Source organism: Ruegeria sp. BC3, assembly GCF_056539265.1.
The window spans coordinates 359343-380119 of record NZ_JBQFUP010000002.1; the positions used below are offsets into that span (position 1 = coordinate 359343).

Consider the following 20777-nt stretch of genomic DNA (forward strand, 5'->3'; position numbering starts at 1 on the left):
GCGCACTTAAAACCTCCGGCAAACATAATTGCGCCACAATTCAAACGCCAAAATATCTTATTCGCGTCAAATTAAGACCGCCTTGGACGTCATTGTTGGTCGGGTAGGAGTTAATGAGTCTTTTTGCCTAAGGGCGTTGTACGAGTGTTTCAGCTCAACTCCAGTACAAGGGTCTGTACCGTGACCAATATGATGAACTCCGCTGCTGCCGAGCAAGAAGCCGTTGGCCTTGCGCGCGAAAGTTTTCTTGGTGAACTCAAAACCCTGAATCGAAATCATCCGAACACCGGTTTTGGTGTCTCGTTGCGCACGCATTCGGGCCGGCAATATCTGCTGGCCAACGCGCGGATGCCCCTACCGGAAACCAAATCCGAAGGGTTCCCGACCGGCCGCCGCGTTGCATGCCTTGAAAACAGCGAACGCTTCCGCTCGATCGAAGTTTTGGCCGATTGCCACGCTTACGAATCGATGTCGCCGGGGGCCGAAGCGGCTATCCTGGGCAATGCTCTGAACCTGATCGCACGTATCGACTCGTTGACCAGTACGCCAGCTGAACAGTTGGCCGCCACAGGAACCGGAGGCTGAACATGGCGCGCAACGACCATCTTCTGTCAGTTGGCAATGAGGCACTGACGCCCATGACGTCGGCGATGACTGCGCTGACTACACAGATCGATCAATTGACAGAAGTGGCGGATGCGCGTTCGTCCGCCCGTCTTGCCACGCTCAAGACGCGGATGGAGAACTTTACGGCCAGCGTCACCATGGTCGGGCAGGTCAAGGCAGGCAAATCCTCGATCGTGAACATTCTGGCAGGGCGCCCTGCTCTGCTGCCGTCTGACGTGAACCCGTGGACCTCTGTGGTGACCACGCTGAACATCAACACCCGGACCGAAGGCGATAAACGGGCCAAGTTTACCTTCTTTGAGCAAGAAGAATGGGACAATCTAATGGTTGGCGGAGGCCGCCTAGGCGAGCTGGCAAACCGCGCGGGCGCCGATGACGAGATGGAGGATATCCGCCGTCAGATCGGAGAGATGAAGGCGAAATCCGAAGCGCGCTTGGGCCAACATTTCGATCTAATCCTGGGCCAAAGCCATCAGTACAACTATTTCGACGAAGAACTGATCCAGCGTTACGTTTGCCTGGGTGATGAGGACGATCCGGACATCAACCCAAAAACCGGGCGGTTTGCCGATGTGACCAAATCGGCGGAACTGTACATGGACATTCCGCAATATCCGATTTCGCTGAAGCTCTGCGACACCCCCGGCGTGAACGATACCTTCATGGTGCGCGAGCAGATCACTCTGCGCAGCTTGCGCGGGTCCGAGGTTTGCGTTGTTGTTCTGGCTGCAAGCCAGGCTTTGACGACCATGGACATGGCGCTGATGCGGATCATTGCGCAGTTCGAAAACCGGCAGATCATCCTGTTCGTGAACCGGATCGACGAACTGGCCGATCCAGTGAATCAGGTCCCGGAAATCCGTGACCGGATTCAGGACACGCTGAAACAGAACAATATCGACGCCAATACCAGCGTCGTGTTTGGCAGCGCGCTTTGGGCCGAGGCAGCTTTGACGGGCAATCCCGAGATTTTGTCGGATGAGTCACGGGAAGCATTGAATACTTTCTATCTGGCGGCTGGTTTCGGCGATCAGGCACCCTCGCTCGACAAGATCTGGGCGCTGTCCGGCCTGCCTGACCTTTTGTTGGCGATGAACGAACGCATCGCTGAAGGCGCGGGCAACCGTTTGCTGGATCGTGTGCGGCACCGGGCTCGCAATATCGCCAGCCAGATACGCGCCACTGCTGTTGCCAAAAACCTCTCAGGTTCAGAAGGTCTGGCCCGTGATCTGGACGGAGTTTCGCCTGAAGAAGCGGTCGCGAAGATCACGGATCAGTATGACAAGAAAGCGGCTGAACTGACGGCCTCGTTACGCGCCAAAGTGCTGGAGCGGCTGAATTCGGCCGAGGCGAATTTCGTCAAACGCGCAACAGATTCGTTGATCGCGCACCTCGAGATGAATGGCGAACAAGGCACGTGGCAGTATGACCCCGCAGGCCTTCGGACATTGCAGAAAGCGGCTTATTTCAGCTTTGCGCGGTCAATGCGCAAAGAGGCGGGCGCGCTATACGGTACCGCAGCAGCCGACGTTGAGGCGCTGTACCAGAAAATCCTGGGCAACCACTTGGGTGAGTTCAGTATCGAAGCGCCAATTGTACCCCGTGTTCCGCCGCCACTTGGCATCGGACGCACGATCGCATTGGACTTGCAAAGCACGTGGTGGCGCAGGTGGTGGCAACGCCGCAAAGGGTTCGAAGCCTATGCGGCGGATTACACCCGCCTGATCGCGTCCGAGGCGAATTCGATCACCAAAGATATCGAGGAAAATCAGGTCGCCGCGGTTTTGGAAAACGTGCGCGCGGTCCTGTCGGATTTCCTGCGTGAGCAGAAGGAGACGTTGCTGAGCATTTCAGCATCGGCCGAGAATGACCCCAATCGCAACGCGGCTCTGATGGCGGGACTGACGCCCCAGAAATCGCGAGACGACATTCTGGGCGACATCCTGAAAGATCTTAGTAACGAGGCAGCATAAGTAGCGATATGGCAAAAGACTCACAAACCCGTTTCGTCTCGCCCAAGGCATGGGAACGCATCGAGCAGTGGTCCCGCCGCAAGCCCATCTTTGCGCTTATGGGAGAGTTCAGCGCAGGAAAATCGACGCTGATGAACTTTCTGTTGCGGTCGCACACACTGCCAACACAGGTGACCGCCACCCAGTTGCCGCCGGTCTGGTTCAGCTGGGGAAAGCAGTCCGCTTACGTTCAGCGCCACGATGGCTCACGCGAAAGCATCGAACTGGACAATTTGGAATCCGTCGGTGTCAACGACGCCCAATTCGTTCGCATTTTCCTTGAATCCGACATTCTTGAAGCAGTTGATCTGATCGACACACCCGGTATCTCGGACCCCAAGATCTCAACCGATGTCTGGCGTCGCGCTGTAGGTCAAGCCAACGGCGTGTTGTGGTGCACCCATGCAACCCAAGCTTGGCGTGAGACTGAGCGCGCGACCTGGGTCGCGCTGCCGGAACGTCTGCAGCATAACTCGTTGCTTCTGATCACTCGGGCGGACACGTTGGGAGCAAAGGATCGCCAGAAGGTTCTGCGTCGCGTCAACCGTGAGGCTGGCCACCTGTTCAACCGGTCCATTTTGTTTTCAGCCCGCGATGCGATTACGGCTCGGGACAAAAGCGGCGACGCCGAACTGTGGGGCCGCAGTGGCGGCGGCAAGATGGTGGACAGCTTTCTTGAGATCACCGAACAGATCATGGACAACCGGGCCGACATGCTTGCGCGTTATCAGATTGATAACAGCCTGGCAGAAACGACCCGCGTACAGCCTCTGCGCCCAGGTAAACCGTCTGTTGCTGCTGAACAGCCCGCACCCTTGAAGCTGGCTAATCCCGTTTCCACGGACAATGGTCCAGACGATGTTGTCACCAGCTTCCCGGTTCGGCCATCCCGCGTGGCGCGTTCGGACGAAGCAGAGCGCGCCACGCGCATCAACGCGGATGAGGCAGAGCGGATGCGTGCCGAAATGACCGCGCTGGAAGAGGAAAACAAACCCGAGGTCGCGGAAGATGAGCTGCGCTCGTTCTTCAAGGAAACGCCGAGCCAACCTCTGAACCTTGCTGATGTGACTGAAATTCCGTCAGAGCAGAACGCGTTTCTTGATCTGGATGAGGAAGATCTTGAGGACGAGGATGATGAAAGCCTCGACTTGGAAGCTGCAGCAGAAGCAGAAGACACGCTGTCGAATGGCGACACTCAGGACGATGAACCCTTCATGGCTTCACTTGGGGACAAGCTGGCCGACACGCCGGAACAGGCAGAAGCGGATGAGCCCGAAGCAGATACGCAAGGCGCTGATACATCCGTCTCGTCCATCGCCGCATTGCTTGCTGAACAGTCAAGTGGTGCTGAGGATGAGTTCGAGCCCGAGCCAGAAACCAACGGTCTGATCGAAACACAGGTCGTGGCGATGCCCGGCGGCAAAGAGCCCGAGGCCGAAACTGCTTCTGAATCACTGGAAGAGTTGCTGAGCGCTGACGCCGGATCGAACCTGAGCGCGGCGGCTATGTGGCGCGAGATCACTGCTGGCGAAGACCTTCCTGAAGATGCCGAAGGCTTGAAAAAGGTATTCAACGCCTTCTTGGAAGAGTTCGACAAAATCGCGGCGGAACATAGCGCGCGCCGCGAGAAGGAAGACGTTCCATCGATTCCGAAAACCGGCAATAAGGGCGGAGCTGAATGGCATGTTTTGTAACGTGAAACCAAGGTAGAAAGACAGGATCCGATGTCTATCGAGACCGCATTGAAATCCGCGATGGACACGATACCCGACTGCGTTGCAGCCGGGTATGTCGACATGGAAACGGGGATGCTGCTGGGAACCAGCGTTATTGATGCCGAGGATGATCGGGTGCTGGAAAACTTGGCTTTGGCGGTAGCAAATCTTTTTCAGGGTCGTGGCGTCAGCGCGTTTGAAACCCTGTTGCAGCAATCGGGCAATGCAGACACGGAAAATCCGGGATTTGGGGAAATCGCGGTGTTTTCGAAGGATAGGTTGAACATCTTTTTGCGGACGCAGGCCTATCCCGACCACGTGGTCTGCTACGTCTGTCGCAACAGCGCCAATGTGGGCTTGGCCCTTACAAAGTCACATCTCAGTCTGGGGCCGGTCGCGGCCGCAGTTTAGTCAGGACCAGAGGGGGTCACGGCATGATGGATACAAACATACTCGACCTGCTCGGGGATATAGGACGCTCTGCCGTGGCGCGGCTTGATCCTGCCGTTACGCTGCCGGGCGATACTGCAATTGAGCGACGTGAAAAGGTTCTGCAGGCTATCCGGGGCACCGTGTTGCCACGTCGGCTGGAGTTCACGGCGGCAAACGGCGATTGCCTGGCGATTGAGGTCAACAGCTCTCGGGTTACGGATGTGTTCCGCGTTCGCTTTGGCGTCGCTCCTGATTTTGAAACCGATCAGCGCGAAGAGCTTGCCACGCAGCTTGGACAATTGGTCTCTGATATCGCGATGGCCCCTGCCCCGCTAAGCATGATGTCCCTGCGACCCGACAACGCTCTCGAAGCCGACGATGTTGGCATAACCTTCAGCGAAATCGCCAAGGCCTGCACATCAATTGAACTGCCTGCGGAGCCGGTCGTCTCGATCGTCCCGGATGCTGCAGAGCCTGTGACCGACGACGATGCACCAGACAGTCTGGCCAGCCAGTTTTATGTTGGAGCCGAGCGATTTGCACTGGGACGTGTTCAGGCTGATGTCGGCAACGGTGTGATGAAACGGGCCGATGGCGATTGTGCCGAAAAGCAGCCTTTGCATGCGGATCAGGCGTTGCTTGAAAAATTTGCCCGTGATCTGGCCGGGTGGGATGCGGACGCTGCCGATGTATTGGCGCACCCACAACTGATCGTAATGCGCCCGTCGGGCGGCAAGGGTGCAAGCCTCGCCGTGCTGAACGACGGCGACGAAATCTCTGTTGTGGTTCACGAGGCTCGCAAACTGGGCGCAGTCGTGAACCTTTGGACATCTCTGGCGGGGCGTACCGAATGAGTGCGCCCATAACATTCAATTTTTCGACTAATTCAATCCGTGATTATCAGTACTCAGGGTAACAGTATGAGTGAAAATAACCGTCGCGAGTTAATTCGCATTGCCGAAGACATGAACGGGGTCAGCAACGACGAAACCCGTCAATTCATTTCGCGCATCGTTGACGACCTATCGAACCTTAAACCCTCGATCGCGTTTGTTGGCCAAATCAAGGCGGGTAAGTCCCGCTTGATCAACGGGTTTACAGGTCAGGCCGAATATCTGCCGTCAGATGTAAATCCCTGGACGACAGTGATCACCGATATGCATTTCGGCCACCCCTCGGGCCGGACAAATGGGGCAGAGTTTCATTTCTTTGATAACCGCCAGTGGCAAGCCCTGATCGCCGAAGGTGAAGAGCTGCGCAACATGTTCCCCGATGACGAGGACAGTTATAAGCGCGAGATGATCGAAGAACAGGTCGAGGCGATGAAAACCCGCGCGCAACTGCGTCTGGGCGATAGCTACGAACAACTGTTGGGTCAGCATCACGATCTGGAACAACTGAACTCGGACGATCTGGCCCGCTACGTTTGTGCCGGTGACGATCCCACCGATGGCGAAGCGCATGATCCGGGCTCGGACCGTGGGCTGTACAGCGACATCACCCGCAAGGCCGAAGTGTATTTTGACATCGGCCACTTCCCCTTCCCTTTGACCGTCACGGATACGCCCGGCGTTAACGATCCGTTGCTGATCCGCGAGGAAATCTCGCGCCAGTACCTCAAAGAGTCGGATTTCTTTGTGGTTGTCCTATCCGCGCATCAGGCGTTGTCGCGAGCGGATTTGAAACTGTTCCGCCTGATGCAGGCCTTGGAACTGGGCCAGATCGTCGTATTCATCAACCGCGTTGATGAATTGGGGGGTGGCGCAGAAGACGCCGGTAAAGTTCGAGCGGATGTTTTGGACGGTCTTGAAAAAGCCCTGGGCAACTCGGACATCGACGTTCTGATGGGCAGCGCCCAGTGGGCCCATTACGCGTTGACCGGAGATGAAACGGGCGTGAACCACGACCATGTCTTGGCTTGGCTGCGCGCTCATCCAGAGCAGATGAAGCAATATCTGGACGGCGTCGAGGAAATCAAACAAGGCCCCGGCCCGATCAGCCGCGAAGGCGTTCTGCGTTTTGCCGCCATGATTGCTTCGGGTCTGCCGGATCTGCGACGGCACGTGACCCATGCCCTGACTGAAGGCCCGCGGGACGAACAGCTTAAGATGGCGTGGCAGCATCTCAACAGTTTCGCCCAAGGTGAGCTGGAGCGGTCCAAAGCCCATCTACGCGCGCTCGACGATGAAGGGGTAACCGATCAGGGCAGCGGCGACGAAAACGACAAAACACTGGGTGATCTGCGCGCGATGGTTGCGCAAAAGACATCCGGAATCATAGACGATATGGACGATGTTCTGGCTAACCTGCGGGGCGTCATGGACGACACCGTGGCCGAGGCGGTCTCGGCCGTGGTTCGAGGACCGAATGGGCAATCGCCACTTTTGGCCAAGGGCGGCGATACCGAGCTGAACTTTGCGCCTCTGCGGGATCGCATGCGCGAATTGGTTCAGGGTGCTACACAGGTCGTAAGGCAGCGCATGCTTAGTGAGCTTTATGCAATCGACATGAACAGCAACGCCGCGCTGCGCGCCCTGCCCGGTTGGCAGGATCCAACCGACAACCGCATGAACACCAGTGCGGTTCGGTGGTTCCGCCCCGATACCACGGCATTGACGCGTGGCATCACAGTGGAACTGCGCGTCAGCTGGCTGTCACGCCTGATTTCGCGAAAAAGCGTTGTTGCCCGCGCCGAGCGGATGATCGTGCAAGAGTTCGAGATGATCGGGGATGATCTGGTCGATACAGCACGCAGTGATCTGTTAGAACGCCTAAACACAGTCCTTGATCACTATCTGGCTTTGCTCGCGGGGCATCTTGAACAACGGGCCGGAACCGGCCAAACCAATGCTCGTGCAGAAGCGCAGGCGGCATATGATCAAGCACAGCGTTTGGCAGGTGATCTGGATGCCGTGTTCGGCGGCGACACTGCCGACAAGAAATTAGCAGAGGCTGCGGAATGATAGAATTTCCCGGAACCGAACAGGAAGTACGTAAACTCGAACGCTTCCTGACCGCCACTGAAAACCTGCCGTCAGACGCAGCGCTGGACAAAATGCGCGAGCGCGCCTTGGCCCATGCTGAACGGCTTTCTAATGCGGTCAATATCGGTTTCGCCGGCGAGTTTGGTGCCGGAAAGTCCAGCTTAGCCAACATGCTGGCCGGGGCGGACATTTTGCCGACGGGCCCTCAACACCTGAAACTGCCGTTGGTTATCGTGGCTTATGCCGATGCACCGGAAACCACTGTTGGCTGGTGGGACAAAGAGCCCAAGGTCTATTCCGGTATCGCATTGGAAAAGGCGGCAGCTGACGACCCCGACTTTATCTCGGTCGGCTTGAACACACCTGCCTTGCAAGAGATTTCGTTGTTTGACCTGCCCGGCAGCGGCGCGTTGGACGATACTTACAAACCGACTTTGGATTTGCTCTCCTATGTCGATTGCGCAATCTGGTGCACGAACGGCACGAACGCATGGCGTGAAACGGAACGGCATCTTTGGACGCAGGTGCCGCAAGAGCTGCGGTCAAACAGCTTGCTGGCCGTAACCCACACCGATCTGCCTCCGGTTCGTGACGCGCTGGACCGCGTTCTGAGCCGATTGGAAAAAGAAAAAGGCGACATGTTCCGGGCGATCGTTCCGATCGGAACACCGGTTGCAGTTCGCGCCATGGCCCAGGAACCCGAGCCTGATTTTGATCTTTGGGAAACCTGCGGCGGCCAAAACCTTGCCGAGCAGGTTCTGGAAATCGCCTCGGCGAAGCGTATGGCGGATTTGGAAGCCGCCCAAAAGGATCTGGAGGCCGAATTCTTACCCTTCCTTGCCAGCATTGAGGGTCACAAAGAGGAGGCTGAGCAGACCGAAGCCCCTTCGATCCACGCGACGCTGGAATCTGCGCTGCCACCGCTCGAAAATCCCATTCTTGAGGATTGGCTGGCCGCCATCGCCAGTATCTACGACGACCTGCGTGAAAGCTCGGACATTGAACCCGCCGCCTTCCTGAACAGTTGCCAGGAGATCGTCGAAGACTTTGCCGAACGTCTGGAGCAGGGGCACGAAATTACCCCTGACGCAGACTGGATTCCCGGCGAGTTCGAAAAGGCCACAGACCTGCTGTTGTTGCTGCAATTCGAAAGCGGCGACGCGCCCCTGAAGGACGCAATCAGCATCCTTGCGCAGCTCAGCGATAACCTCGCCTGGGCGGGTAGCAGGGTCGAGTCCGTTCAGACAAAAACCGGAACCTGACTGTTTCCCGCAAAAATTGAGCGGCACTGCAGCGATTCGAGAACATCAGAATCGCTGCCCGATTGTTTCGCGATCGACGACCAATCTGCATAAATTCGGTCTTCAGTCCGCAGTTCTCAGTGCTTGAAATTCAATATATAGGCGCTGCATTGGACCGAGATACTACATATAAATTTTTCAGTTTACTGCTTCTTAGTGAAGCCATGAGGCGGCCCCAATAAAGTCAAATTTGAAACGTCTAACGTTCTTCAGTGTCCTGCGGTTGTGTTTGGTTGTGAGTTCGCGGGCAGTTTGCCCAGTTGAAAATACCGCAAAACGATTAGAACGGGCGGAATGAAATGAGCCACAACCAGGCCGTCGGCGCAACGCACGACGAACCGAAAATTGAAGGACTTCAACCCGGCGCCAAACTGTTGCGCGGGCAGTATGAAATCCTGCGTTTTATCAGCAATGGCGGGTTCGGGATCACCTATCTCGCGCGCGACAGTCTGGAACGCGAAGTGGTGATCAAAGAGTGCTATCCGGGTGCTCTGTGCCGACGCAATGGCGACATGGTCGAACCGGTTGATCCGGGATACAAAGACGACCTGCGTTCAATCATCGATCTCTTTATTCTCGAAGCACGCAATCACGCCCGTCTGGTTCATCCGAACATCGTCGACGTCCATCAGGTGTTCGAAGATAACGACACCGCTTATATCGCTATGGATTACATCCGCGGATGCGATCTGCTGGATTATGTCGAAGACCCGAAAAACAAGACCGGAGCTGATTTCATCGTTCAGGTCACCGAAAAGATGCTTTCGGCGGTGTCCTTCATCCACCAAAGTGGCATGCTTCACCGCGATATCTCGCCCGACAACATTCTGATTGATGAAAACGGCGACCCGGTTCTGATCGACTTTGGTGCCGCGCGGGAACAGGCGGCAAACCAGTCCGCCGCTCTGCTGACGCTGCGGGTGATCAAGGATGGTTACTCGCCACATGAGTTCTACGTACGCGGTGCGGAACAAGGGCCTAGCAGCGACCTCTATGTTCTGGCGGCAACCTTGTATCACGCCATCAGCGGCGAACGTCCGATTGACGGTCAAACCCGTTTGAACGCGTTCAACAACGGTCAGAAGGATCCCTATGCTCCTCTGGCTGGACGGTTCGAAGGCTATCCTGACGGGTTTCTTGAGGCCATCGACAAAGCGATGGAAGTTCACGCGACCGACCGTCTGCAAACTGCGCTGGATTGGCTGCGTATGTTCCGCGGCCCCGGCGTGATGTTCGACAGCTTCGATTACCGACCGGTTTCGGTGATCGTGGCGATGGACCACAAGGACGAGGAAGAAGAAAAAGCGCGGATCAAGGCCGAAAGCGAAAACGCCGAAGCCGTCGTAACCGCTCTGCTGGCGGGCAACACTGATATCGCCTTGGGGAACGAGGATAAGAAGGACGACGAGCTCGCAACCTTCAACTCGAAAGAAGAAACCCCTGTTGCCGTGGACACCGTTGTCAAAAGCGGATCGGGTGGCGCAGGCAAGCTTGTGGCTGGTGTAGCCGTTCTTGCAGTACTCGCGGCTGGTGGTTTTTTCCTGATGTCGGGTGAAGAAACTCCGGCAGAGGATACTGCAATGGCAGAGGTGCCAGCGGTCGAAGAAACCGCGGCGGTAGAAACACCCGAGCAGGAACCGGTCGAGCAGGTAGTGGCCACCGAAGTTGAGCCCGCGAAAGCAGAGCCCGCGCAGCCGGTGGTCGAGGTAGCAGAAGAGCCTGTCGAGCAGGCACAAGAAGAGCCCGCTGTTGCCGAGGTAGACGAAACGCCTGCAACAGAAACGGCCGAAGCAGCACCTGCCCCGGAAACCCCACCTGCGCCGGCGCAGCCCGTGAACCTGGCTGAACAGCAGATCGCGTTCTCGCATTGGGATGTCGACATTCCGTTCCAGACATCGCGCCGCCGGGCCTCGACTGGCAGCATCATCGCAATCACAGGTGTTGACGCTGGAATGGATCCGTCGATCGTAGGCGAATGGGTCACACGGGGTGCGACCATTTTCACTCTGAACGGCAGACCAGTCCAAGCAGATACGACATTTGCCGCGCAGGTTCTGAACGATCTGAAAGTTGATCCGGATGGATACATCCGCGTGTCTGCCCGCTATCGCCCCTTGGGAGAGCCCCGTCCACAGAACGGTTTGCTGGCATTGCCTGCCATGCGCGTAGTGGGGCTGGAAAACGGATACGTGTTCACCATTCAGAACACTGAAGGAACAGGCTGGCAAACAGTTGTGAGTTCGGTTCCGCCAGCTGCCGAAGGCAATCTGCAAAAGGGTGACGTTCTTGTTTCCGAGGTGAATACCGGTACCGCACTGGACGGATCGGAAAGTCTTGATGCCCTGACAGCCGCGCTGGTGTCAGAAAACCAACCTCAGGCCCGGTTCAGCGTGTTGCGCAGCGGGGCCGAGACCAATGCCACCATGCCCTTAGCGCAGGAGTAATCTGACCGGTTCGTATCTGATCTGCCAGTGTGTGTTTGCTGAGGGTTACCGCAAGTGGTGCCCCTGGCGGGAACCGGCCCGCCGCAGAAGTCAAAAGTGACCTTGTTAACGAAGTATTCGTGCCGTTGTGCCCCCGCGTACAGGCAAAAAGCAGCCCCATGGGACTCTGGTCCCGTGCCAAGAAACAAAGGTGTCGACACCATGTTCAAATACAAAAGCCCTCTTAGCCGGCTTCTCGAAGGTGCCGGTAAACCAAAAGAAGCCGAAGCAGAGCAGACCGAAGCGCCTGAAACCGAAAAAGTCGAGCCAATCGCCGATTTCAACGCACTGCGCGAGGCTCTGGCGGGCGGCAACATGTCTTCGGACAGCTACGAAGAAGCCGATGAGCTGATCCCCGAAGAAAAGATGCCCGAGTTCGCGGAAGGTGCCGAGGCGGATACCATCCAGGCAGAGGCTGAAGTCGTCGTAGCCGAGGTGATTGCCGAAGTTCAGGAAGAGGCCGTGGAAACCCCAGAGCCCGAGGCCGAACCCGTAATGACCCTACACACCGCCCCCGAGGAACCCATCGAGGTAACAACGGAAGTGGTCGTAGAGGAAGAGATAGTTCAGGTCGAAGTCGCCGAACTGGAAGCGGTTGTTGAGGTTGTTGTCGAAGAACCTGTTGTCAGCGAACCCGAGGCAGAGGAGCCTCAAGCACCAGAACTTGCGCCGGTCGAAGATCGCCGGGGCCGCGTAAAAACGACCTTCCTGGGCTTTGAACGTGCCGATACGCATGTTCAGGATCTGATTGAAACGGCAGAGCCGGTCGCGAAAACCGACAATGCCGAACAGTCCTTCCCAGTGGGTTGGCTTGTCATCACAGGTGGCCCGGGCCGCGGGGCCAGCATTACCTTGACCGAAGGTCTGATGCAGATCGGCCGCAACGACGACCAAGCCATCCAACTGGATTTTGGCGACACAGGGATTTCGCGCAGCAACCATGCTGTGATTGCCTACGACCCGGAAGACCGCAAATGCTATCTGGGTCATGGCGGCAAGGCTAACCTTGTGCGCCTGAACGGTAAACCCGTTCTCAGCACCGTTGCCCTGTCCAGCGGTGACCTGATCCGTATCAGCGAAACCTCGATCCGTTTTGCCGCCTTCTGTGACGACGGCTTTGACTGGCGGGATTCCTGATAGATGCTGGCGACTCCGGCATATGATATTGCGCTGATCCTGGACAAGGGCCAGCGCGACACGCAGGAAGACGCGGTTGCGTCGCGTATGTTCGACGCGGCAAATGCGGGCTATGTGGTCGTGGCCGACGGTATGGGCGGGCACGCTGCGGGTGAAGTTGCCTCAGATCTGGTGATCCGCGCCTGGCGCGATTCTCTGGACGCCGAATTGGAAAGCGAAACGCCGTCCGAGGCCGCTCTGATAGATGCTTTGCCTCTGGCAGCAATGCAGGCCAATGCCCTGATCGCCAATCATTGCGAAGATCAGGGTGGCGGTTTCAACATGGGGTCGACCCTGTTGGGCGTGCTTCTGTTAGGCCAACGTCTGTTCTGGATTTCGATCGGCGACAGCCCGCTTTACCTTTTCCGGGATGGTTCTCTGCAGCAAATCAACGAAGACCATTCGATGGCACCCGCAATTGATGCGCAACTGGCCGAAGGGACTCTGACCGAGGCCGAAGCGTTGGCGCATCCTGACAGGAACCAATTGACCTCGGTCATCATGGGGGCTGCGATTCCCAAGGTCGATTGTCCGGAAGAACCGCTTGATCTGACGCCGTCCGACATCCTGATCCTTGGAAGCGATGGTCTTCAATATCTTGGCAATTCCGAGATACAGGACATCCTGCGTAGCAATGCGAACGCGCTGGCGCAAGACATCGCCGGAGCACTCCAGTCCGCATTGCAAGCCAAGGACGATCCGGATCAGGACAACGCATCGATCGGCGTCGTGAAACTCACAAAAAACTAAACAAAGCAAAGCAACAGGACCCATGAGACCCCATCTGATCATATCGAGCCTGGCACTTGCTGCCGCGGCAGGCACAGCCTCGGCACAACAAGCATGCTCAACCTACGAAATTCAGCGTGGCGACAGCCTGCGTGAGCTAACCATCGAAGTCTACTCGACCGAGGACTTTCGCATCATCTATGACGCGAACCGAGATGTTATTGGCAACAACCCGAACATCATTCGCGTCGGCGACGTTCTGACCCTGCCTTGTCTGGAAGACATCGGCCGTGCCCCCGCTCTTCCGCGCACCGAAGCTGAAGCCATGGCTGCGGAAATGGCGGCCGAACTGGTGAAAGCCGCTGAAGACCGCGCCGCTAAAGCAATCGCCGAGGCCGAAGCCCGTGTTGCCGAAGCCGAGGCCGAGGCCAAGAAGGCGAGCGAAGACGCCGTGGTTGCCGCGAAAGAGGCAGCGAAGGACGAAATCGAAGCCGCACGCGCGGAAGCGGCTGCGCTGATCCGCAACGCAGATACGGGTGAACGCCCCGAGATTCGCGACCGTCAGTTGTTGCTCATCACCGGCGGAAACTACGCGCCCTTCACCGATGAGGCTTTGCCCAATCGCGGCCTCTACACTTACCTCGTCGAAACAGCGATGCTGCGTGCGGCTCCCGAACAGGCCTATAAAATTCAGTTCGTCAACGATTGGTCGTCGCACCTGGATCTGTTGATGCCAACGCTGGCTTTTGATGCCACCTTCCCGTGGTCGCGCCCGAATTGCGAAGATGCCACCGCGCTTTCGGAAAAAGACCGCAACCGGTGCGAGACATACAACTTCTCGAACCCGTTCTATGAGGTCGTGGACACATTCTTTGCCCGCGAAGGCTCGGGGTACGAGCAAACGCTGACCTATGCGGATTTTGCAGGGACAACCATCTGCCGCCCGGAAGGCTGGTCGCTGTCGCACATGGACGCGGTCGGATTGTATGAACCAGCCATCTCACTTATGCGCCCGGTCTCGCCTGATGAGTGCTTTCACGCTGTGATGGAAGGCACTGCCGACATCGTCGCAATCGAAGCTCATCTAGCGGTCGAGGCGATCGCACGGCTGGGCTACGAACACCGTATCATCGAAAACCCCAATCTGGCGGCAATCAAATCGCTTAACGTCATGACCCACAAAGATAATCCGGATGGGGAAGCGATCCTTGAGACGCTGAATCAGGGTCTGGCGATCATGCAGCAATCCGGCGAATGGCGCGACATCGTGTCAACCGCCCTACGCCATCAAATGGAAAACGGCTGAAACAAGAACAAGCCTTTTCAATTACTATCTCTGGAGAAAACAACTAATGCCTAAACTACCGCTCCATAACGTTGCGATGACCTCTGCTGCCGTCATTGCTCTAAGCGCCGGAGCCGCCGCCGCCCAGCAAGCCTGCACTAATTATACGGTACAGGATGGTGACACGATGGCCACCATCGCGATTGCTGCGTACGGCACCTCGAACTATCAGCCGATTTTCAACGCAAACCGAAACTCGATTAGCAACCCCAACGATCTCGCCCCTGGATTGTCGCTTGTGCTTCCATGTGAAGACGGAAGCCTGCCGAACGGCCAAAGCGCACGCGAAATCATTGCCCAGCAGCAGGAACGCTTTGCGAGCTCGACCCAAACAAGTTCGTTCAAAGCCCCAATCAAACTGGTTACGGGCAACGGTTGGGCTCCTTTCGCGGATGAGACCCTGAACGGCGGTGGTTTCATCACTCGATTGGGAACCACGGCTCTGCAACGGGCTGGTAACGCACACGAGTACTCGATCAGCTTTGTCGACGACTGGAACTCCCATATCGAAACCCTGCTTCCGCTGGGCGCGTTTGACGTGTCCATGGCGTGGAACATGCCCGATTGCACCAACCGCAGTTACGAATGGTCCTGGGAAACAGAAATCCGCTGCACGCAGTTTCATGCGTCAGCACCTGTGTATGACATCGTCTTGGGTTTCTACACGCTTCCCCAAAGCGACTATGCCAGTGCGACCAGCTTTGATGACCTGAAAGGTGCGACCGTCTGTCGTATGGAAGGATGGTTCATCCACGACCTCGAACAAGAAGGTCTGCAACCAGAAAAAACCATTGATCTGCTGCAACCCGTTACCGCGCGGGAATGCTTGGATGCCGTCCTGACTGGCTCCGCGGATGTCGCGACTTTTGAAGTTCAGCTTTTTGCCGACGCAATGGCTGAAATGGGTCTGAACGAAAACGATCTCGTCGAAAACCCATATGTCACGACACTTTCAGCCCTGCGGTTCATCACTCACCGGTCCAACCCAATGGGCAAACAATACCTGGCGATGCTGAACAAAGGCCTGAACGAAATGCGGGAGTCCGGCGAATGGTACGCCATCATCTCGGACACACTGAATGAGCACAATGAACGACTGATAGCCTCATCCGGCTAAGGATCCACTTTCCACATTCCAACCCACGGGAGGAAAAATAATGCATAAACAAAAACTTAACACCAAGGTGATGACGGCGACTGCCGTCCTCACACTCACCGCAGGCGCAGCAGCAGCGCAGGAAGCCTGTACAAACTACACCGTGCAAGATGGCGACACGATGGCCACCATCGCGATCGCAGCCTACGGCACCTCGAATTACCAGCCGATCTTCAACGCGAACCGCAACTCGATCACGAACCCAAACTCGCTTGAACCTGGCTTGGTTCTGGCTCTGCCATGTGAAGACGGCAGCCTGCCTAACGGTCAGTCCGCACAGGAACTGATCGCCGCAGAAGAGCAGCGCGCAGCAAGTGTCAAACGCTCAAACGTCTATGCGCCGCCGATCAAGATGGTTGCAGGCAACGGTTGGGAACCGTTTACCAGTGAATCTCTGGGCGGCGGCGGCATTATGACTCGCCTGGCGACAACCAGCCTGCAACGTGCTGGTAACAGCCGTGACTACTCGGTGAGCTTTGTCGACGATTGGAGTTCGCACCTTGACACCCTGTTGCCGCTAGGTGCCTTCGACATCTCAATCGCCTGGACCATCCCAGACTGTACGAACCGCACTTATGAGTGGTCCAAAGAAACTGAGGCGCGCTGCACCCAATTCGTCGCTTCGGTTCCCGTCTATGACGTTGTTGGCGGCTTCTTCACGCTGCCGGAAAGCGACTACGCAAGCGCGACAAAGTTCGAAGATCTCGAAGGGTCCACCATTTGCCGCATGGCAGGATGGAGCATGGTGGTTCTGGAGGAAGTTGGCTTGAACCGTGAGAACACCACAGTGGTGCAGCCCAACTCGGCCCGCGAATGCCTTGACGCCGTCCTGACCGGCACTGCAGATGTCGCCGCATTCGAAGTTGATCTGTTCGCTTCGACCATGAAAGACATGGGACTGACATCAGCTGATATCGTTGAAAACCCATATGTTTCGACATTGTCATCGATGAGCTTCCTCGCGCACCGCACAAACCCGTTCGCGCGTGAGTACATTGCAATGATGAACAAAGGTCTGAACGAAATGCGTGAATCCGGCGAATGGTATGCGATCATTTCGGACACACTGCGCGAACAGAACGAAAAGCTGAACGCGGCGTCTAACTGATCCCCAACTTCATCTTGCTGAATTAGGGCCGGTCTTTCGACCGGCCTTTTTTCTGCACTCCGAATTTGATCTACGGGAATCCCCCAATATCAAATCCAAAAGAAGCTGCTACCTTAAGTTCAACTGTACCGGTAAGGCCTTGGCCTGACTGCTCACTCAAAAAAAGGGCCGACTTTGGGGGTCGGCCCTTTTTTTGTGTCTTGTTGGAACTGAAAGTACCCACGCCGCAAAACGTGGGTACAATCGATCAGTCGATGATCGCGTTCAGTGTCGCGCTGGGGCGCATGACAGCGGCGGTCTTCGCCGGATCGGTGTGGTAGTAACCACCCAGATCTGCTGCGGGCCCCTGCGCGGCTGCCAGTTCTGACAGGATCTGACCTTCTTTGTCGGCTAGTTCCTCTGCGATCGGGGCGAATTCGGCCGCCAGTTCCGCATCATCAGATTGCGCGGCCAGAGCCTCGGCCCAATAGCGCGCAAACCAATAGTGGCTGTCGCGGTTGTCCGGCTGACCAACCTTGCGGCTGGGCGATCTGTTGTTGTCCAGAATACCCTGCGTAGCCGCTTCGGCCGCCGCTCCCAGAACGCCTGCTTTGGCGTTGCCTTTGCTATCAGCCAGGAAGTTCAACGATTCACCCAGCGCACAGAATTCACCCATCGAGTCCCAACGCAGGTGGTTTTCTTCAACCAGCTGCTGGACGTGTTTCGGGGCCGAACCACCCGCGCCGGTTTCGAACAGACCGCCGCCGTTCATCAGCTTGACGATCGACAACATCTTGGCCGAGGTGCCCAGTTCAAGGATCGGGAACAAATCGGTCAGGTAGTCACGCAGCACGTTGCCAGTGATGGCGATGCTGTCATTGCCTGCGGTGATCGTTTCCAGCGACTGACGGGTCGCTTCACGCGGAGCCATGATCTGGAACTTGTCGGCCACACCTGCCGCCTCAAGCGCTGGTTTGACGTATTTGATCAGTTCAGCGTCATGTGCGCGGTTTGCGTCCAGCCAGAAGATCGCTTCGGAACCGGTCAGTCTCTGACGGTCCATCGCTAGCTGAATCCAGTTCTCAATCGGAGCTTTCTTCACAGTGCAGGACCGCCAGATGTCGCCCTGTTCAACGTCATGCGAATGCAACGTCTCACCATTTGCCAAAACGATGCGGATCACGCCATCTGAGGGTGCCTGGAACGTGGTCGGGTGCGAGCCGTATTCCTCGGCCTTTTGTGCCATCAGGCCCACGTTAGCGACTGCACCGGCGGTGGCCGGATTCAGCGCGCCATTGGCTTTGAAGAAGTTGATGGCTTCATCGTAAACAGGCGCATAGCAGCGGTCGGGGATGACGCAGTTGGTGTCGCCCTTGGCACCGGTTTCGTCCCAGCCTTTGCCACCTGCGCGGATCACGGCAGGCATCGAGGCGTCGATGATCACGTCCGACGGGACGTGCAGGTTGGTGATGCCCTTGTCGCTGTCGACCATGTACATGGACGGACGGTCGCCCTTGATCGCGTCGATTGCGGCTACGATGTCAGCATTGTCCTTCACGCGATCCAGCAGATCACCCAGACCCGAGTTCGGGTTCACACCCAGCGCTTCCAGTTCCGCGCCGAATTTTTCGAACACAGGTGCTAGCCACGCCTTGACCGCATAGCCAAAGATGATTGGGTCCGAGACCTTCATCATCGTGGCCTTCATGTGCAGCGAGAACATGGTGCCGTCATTCTTGGTGTCCTCGATTGCGTCAGCCAGGAACGAAGACAGAGCTTTGACGGACATGAAGGTCGCGTCCGCCACGGTGCCCTCGGCCAGTGGCCACGCGTCTTTCAGGACTGTGACGCTGCCGTCTTTACCAACGAACTCGATCTTCGCATCGCCTGCTTGCGCCGCGGTGATGGTCGCCGATTTCTCGTTGGCATAGAAGTCGTTGCCAGACATTGACGACACCTTGGTTTTGCTGTCCGACACCCATTCACCCATCGAGTGCGGGTTTTTCTGAGCGTAGTTCTTCACTGCGCGGGCAGCACGACGATCTGAGTTACCTTCGCGCAGAACCGGGTTCACAGCCGAACCTTTGATGGCGTCATAACGCGCACGGATCGCTTTTTCTTCGTCGGTCGAGGGCTCTTCGGGATAGTTCGGGATGTCGTAGCCTTGCGATTGCAGCTCTTCGATGGCGGCAACCAGCTGCGGGACAGAAGCCGAGATGTTCGGCAGCTTGATCACGTTGGCGTCCGGCGTTTTTACCAGTTCGCCCAACGCAGCCAGATCATCGGTGATGCGCTGCGCATCGGTCAGGTTTTCCGGGAAGGTTGCCAGAATACGGCCAGCCAGCGAAATATCCTTGGTACCAACACTGACACCCGCAGCGCCGGCGAATTTGCGAATGATGGGCAGGAACGAGGCGCTGGCCAGCTCGGGCGCTTCGTCTACAATGGTATACAATATGTCGAAGTTCGATTTATCTGCCATATTCTTTTACCTTTTTTAAGCCTTTCGGGGCGTGCGATCCAAGAGTGTGCCACACTCAGGTGGCGAGGGATGGGCGCGTTTAACCTACCGCCCAACGGTGACTCTGTTTTGACAGGGCCTCCCTTAAATCACGTTTGGCTTGGGATCAATCGTTCTGAGGGGGCGCATATTGACACGGTATACAAAAATTCGGGGATTTCTGGGTCTGCCGCCCGGAAATTAGGCACCCCAAGTGTCGCTTAGCCGATATCCGCCGGGCCAGGGATCATCCGGGTCCAGCATGTGTTGATGTGTGCCAGTGATCCATCCACGGCCGCTGATCTCGGGTATGATGGCTGGCTTCGAACCAACTTGAGTGTCCTGTATGATCCGACCAGTAAACGTTGAGCCGATGATGGATACCGCCTCGAAAGTCTGGCCGGATGTCATTTGCCCCTTTGCCGCCATGAGCGCCATACGCGCAGACACGGCCGTTCCAGTGGGGGACCGGTCGACTTTGCCGGGCTGGATGGCGACAGCGGATTTACCGCGCCAGCCGGTCGGGGTTTTTTCAAGCGGTCCACAGAAGGCGCAGAAAGAGATATGCGACCAATCTGGGTTTTCCGGATGGGTGAACCCCAACTGTTCGTTGGCGGCGTTGGTAATTCTGACCCCGAGACGGGCAATATCGCGGGCTTCGTTCTGGGTTATCTCAAACCCCAGCGCAGCAGCGTCCACAACCACGAAACTGTCGCCCCCGTAAGCCGTATCTACGGTCAGAGTGCCCAAGCCCGGCACCTCTAGTGGCACCGAGAGCTTGTCCGCAAAGCTGGGCAAGTTCTGAACATGAATGCGCTCGGCCTTGCCGTTTCGACATTCAGCACGAACGCGCACCAGCCCACCTGGCGCTTCGAGCGTCAGTGTGGTCTCGGGCTCCCGCATCGGGATGATCCCGCTATCCAGCAACACCGTCGCGACGCAGATTGAGTTTGAGCCGGACATGGGCGGCGTGTCTTCGGGCTCCATGATGATAAAGGCCGCATCGGCATTTGGATCTTTCGGCGGCACCAGCAGGTTCACGTGTCGAAACACGCCGCCGCGCGGTTCGTTCAGCACAAAATCCCTGAGAGTTTGGTCTTTTGCAATGAACGACCGTTGGTCCCAGAGAGTTTTTCCTGGAGGCGGCGCGACGCCGCCAACGATAACGTCGCCCACCTCGCCTTCGGCATGGGCAGAAATCACGTGGATGGTTTTGACGCTACGCATGAG

General features: G+C 56.9%; 15 protein-coding genes. 13 read left to right on the forward strand and 2 right to left on the reverse strand.

What is annotated here, in order from left to right; translation table 11 throughout:
- Positions 1 to 189: 189 nt before the first annotated feature.
- The 13 genes from ACR0MV_RS07035 to ACR0MV_RS07095 all read left to right on the forward strand — a co-directional run bounded on the left by ACR0MV_RS07035 (position 190) and on the right by ACR0MV_RS07095 (position 17068).
- Positions 190 to 585 carry a hypothetical protein gene (locus ACR0MV_RS07035; RefSeq protein WP_480701869.1) on the forward strand — a complete coding sequence of 132 codons (396 nt, stop codon included), beginning with the start codon at positions 190 to 192 and terminating at the stop codon, positions 583 to 585.
- Positions 586 to 587: 2 nt separating this feature from the next.
- Positions 588 to 2600 (forward strand): dynamin family protein, encoded by a 2013-nt coding sequence (locus ACR0MV_RS07040; protein WP_480701558.1) that lies wholly within the window; start codon positions 588 to 590, stop codon positions 2598 to 2600.
- 8 nt (positions 2601 to 2608) lie between these two features.
- Positions 2609 to 4333 carry a dynamin family protein gene (locus tag ACR0MV_RS07045; RefSeq protein WP_480701559.1) on the forward strand — a complete coding sequence of 575 codons (1725 nt, stop codon included), beginning with the start codon at positions 2609 to 2611 and terminating at the stop codon, positions 4331 to 4333.
- A gap of 30 nt (positions 4334 to 4363) precedes the next feature.
- Complete coding sequence (locus ACR0MV_RS07050) at positions 4364 to 4765, forward strand: hypothetical protein (protein WP_480701560.1); 402 nt, start codon at positions 4364 to 4366, stop codon at positions 4763 to 4765.
- A gap of 23 nt (positions 4766 to 4788) precedes the next feature.
- Complete coding sequence (locus ACR0MV_RS07055) at positions 4789 to 5640, forward strand: hypothetical protein (protein WP_480701561.1); 852 nt, start codon at positions 4789 to 4791, stop codon at positions 5638 to 5640.
- Positions 5641 to 5706: 66 nt separating this feature from the next.
- Positions 5707 to 7749, forward strand: a complete 2043-nt coding sequence (locus ACR0MV_RS07060; protein ID WP_480701562.1) for a dynamin family protein — start codon at positions 5707 to 5709, stop codon at positions 7747 to 7749.
- Entirely contained in the window at positions 7746 to 9032 is a 1287-nt protein-coding gene (locus ACR0MV_RS07065; protein ID WP_480701563.1) for a dynamin family protein, read from the forward strand. Before ACR0MV_RS07060 ends, ACR0MV_RS07065 begins: the two co-directional genes overlap by 4 nt.
- A gap of 338 nt (positions 9033 to 9370) precedes the next feature.
- Positions 9371 to 11515, forward strand: a complete 2145-nt coding sequence (locus ACR0MV_RS07070; RefSeq protein WP_480701564.1) for a serine/threonine protein kinase — start codon at positions 9371 to 9373, stop codon at positions 11513 to 11515.
- A 201-nt stretch (positions 11516 to 11716) separates the two neighbouring features.
- Positions 11717 to 12691 (forward strand): FHA domain-containing protein, encoded by a 975-nt coding sequence (locus ACR0MV_RS07075; protein ID WP_480701565.1) that lies wholly within the window; start codon positions 11717 to 11719, stop codon positions 12689 to 12691.
- Between the two features lie 3 nt (positions 12692 to 12694).
- Positions 12695 to 13480 carry a PP2C family protein-serine/threonine phosphatase gene (locus tag ACR0MV_RS07080; protein WP_170464779.1) on the forward strand — a complete coding sequence of 262 codons (786 nt, stop codon included), beginning with the start codon at positions 12695 to 12697 and terminating at the stop codon, positions 13478 to 13480.
- A 22-nt stretch (positions 13481 to 13502) separates the two neighbouring features.
- The gene (locus ACR0MV_RS07085; RefSeq protein WP_480701566.1) at positions 13503 to 14765 is read left to right on the forward strand and encodes a type 2 periplasmic-binding domain-containing protein; all 1263 of its coding nucleotides are present in this window, start codon (positions 13503 to 13505) and stop codon (positions 14763 to 14765) included.
- Between the two features lie 46 nt (positions 14766 to 14811).
- Complete coding sequence (locus tag ACR0MV_RS07090) at positions 14812 to 15921, forward strand: peptidoglycan-binding protein LysM (RefSeq protein WP_480701567.1); 1110 nt, start codon at positions 14812 to 14814, stop codon at positions 15919 to 15921.
- Positions 15922 to 15961: 40 nt separating this feature from the next.
- Positions 15962 to 17068, forward strand: a complete 1107-nt coding sequence (locus ACR0MV_RS07095) for a LysM peptidoglycan-binding domain-containing protein (RefSeq protein WP_170464782.1) — start codon at positions 15962 to 15964, stop codon at positions 17066 to 17068.
- A 247-nt stretch (positions 17069 to 17315) separates the two neighbouring features.
- Here the strand turns inward: ACR0MV_RS07095 and ACR0MV_RS07100 are convergent, their stop codons facing one another.
- Complete coding sequence (locus ACR0MV_RS07100) at positions 17316 to 19529, reverse strand: NADP-dependent isocitrate dehydrogenase (RefSeq protein WP_480701568.1); 2214 nt, start codon at positions 19527 to 19529, stop codon at positions 17316 to 17318.
- A gap of 219 nt (positions 19530 to 19748) precedes the next feature.
- The gene (locus ACR0MV_RS07105) at positions 19749 to 20774 is read right to left on the reverse strand and encodes a trans-3-hydroxy-L-proline dehydratase (protein ID WP_480701569.1); all 1026 of its coding nucleotides are present in this window, start codon (positions 20772 to 20774) and stop codon (positions 19749 to 19751) included.
- Positions 20775 to 20777: the final 3 nt, after the last annotated feature.

What these genes read in the sequence shown, in the direction of transcription:
- ACR0MV_RS07050 (WP_480701560.1), top strand. Translation starts at nt 4,364, where the DNA reads ATGTCTATCGAGACCGCATTGAAATCCGCGATGGACACGATACCCGAC.
- ACR0MV_RS07040 (WP_480701558.1), top strand. Translation starts at nt 588, where the DNA reads ATGGCGCGCAACGACCATCTTCTGTCAGTTGGCAATGAGGCACTGACG.
- ACR0MV_RS07060 (WP_480701562.1), top strand. Translation starts at nt 5,707, where the DNA reads ATGAGTGAAAATAACCGTCGCGAGTTAATTCGCATTGCCGAAGACATG.
- ACR0MV_RS07065 (WP_480701563.1), top strand. Translation starts at nt 7,746, where the DNA reads ATGATAGAATTTCCCGGAACCGAACAGGAAGTACGTAAACTCGAACGC.
- ACR0MV_RS07100 (WP_480701568.1), bottom strand. Translation starts at nt 19,529, where the DNA reads ATGGCAGATAAATCGAACTTCGACATATTGTATACCATTGTAGACGAA.
- ACR0MV_RS07055 (WP_480701561.1), top strand. Translation starts at nt 4,789, where the DNA reads ATGATGGATACAAACATACTCGACCTGCTCGGGGATATAGGACGCTCT.
- ACR0MV_RS07080 (WP_170464779.1), top strand. Translation starts at nt 12,695, where the DNA reads ATGCTGGCGACTCCGGCATATGATATTGCGCTGATCCTGGACAAGGGC.
- ACR0MV_RS07095 (WP_170464782.1), top strand. Translation starts at nt 15,962, where the DNA reads ATGCATAAACAAAAACTTAACACCAAGGTGATGACGGCGACTGCCGTC.
- ACR0MV_RS07085 (WP_480701566.1), top strand. Translation starts at nt 13,503, where the DNA reads ATGAGACCCCATCTGATCATATCGAGCCTGGCACTTGCTGCCGCGGCA.
- ACR0MV_RS07070 (WP_480701564.1), top strand. Translation starts at nt 9,371, where the DNA reads ATGAGCCACAACCAGGCCGTCGGCGCAACGCACGACGAACCGAAAATT.
- ACR0MV_RS07035 (WP_480701869.1), top strand. Translation starts at nt 190, where the DNA reads ATGATGAACTCCGCTGCTGCCGAGCAAGAAGCCGTTGGCCTTGCGCGC.
- ACR0MV_RS07075 (WP_480701565.1), top strand. Translation starts at nt 11,717, where the DNA reads ATGTTCAAATACAAAAGCCCTCTTAGCCGGCTTCTCGAAGGTGCCGGT.
- ACR0MV_RS07090 (WP_480701567.1), top strand. Translation starts at nt 14,812, where the DNA reads ATGCCTAAACTACCGCTCCATAACGTTGCGATGACCTCTGCTGCCGTC.
- ACR0MV_RS07045 (WP_480701559.1), top strand. Translation starts at nt 2,609, where the DNA reads ATGGCAAAAGACTCACAAACCCGTTTCGTCTCGCCCAAGGCATGGGAA.
- ACR0MV_RS07105 (WP_480701569.1), bottom strand. Translation starts at nt 20,774, where the DNA reads ATGCGTAGCGTCAAAACCATCCACGTGATTTCTGCCCATGCCGAAGGC.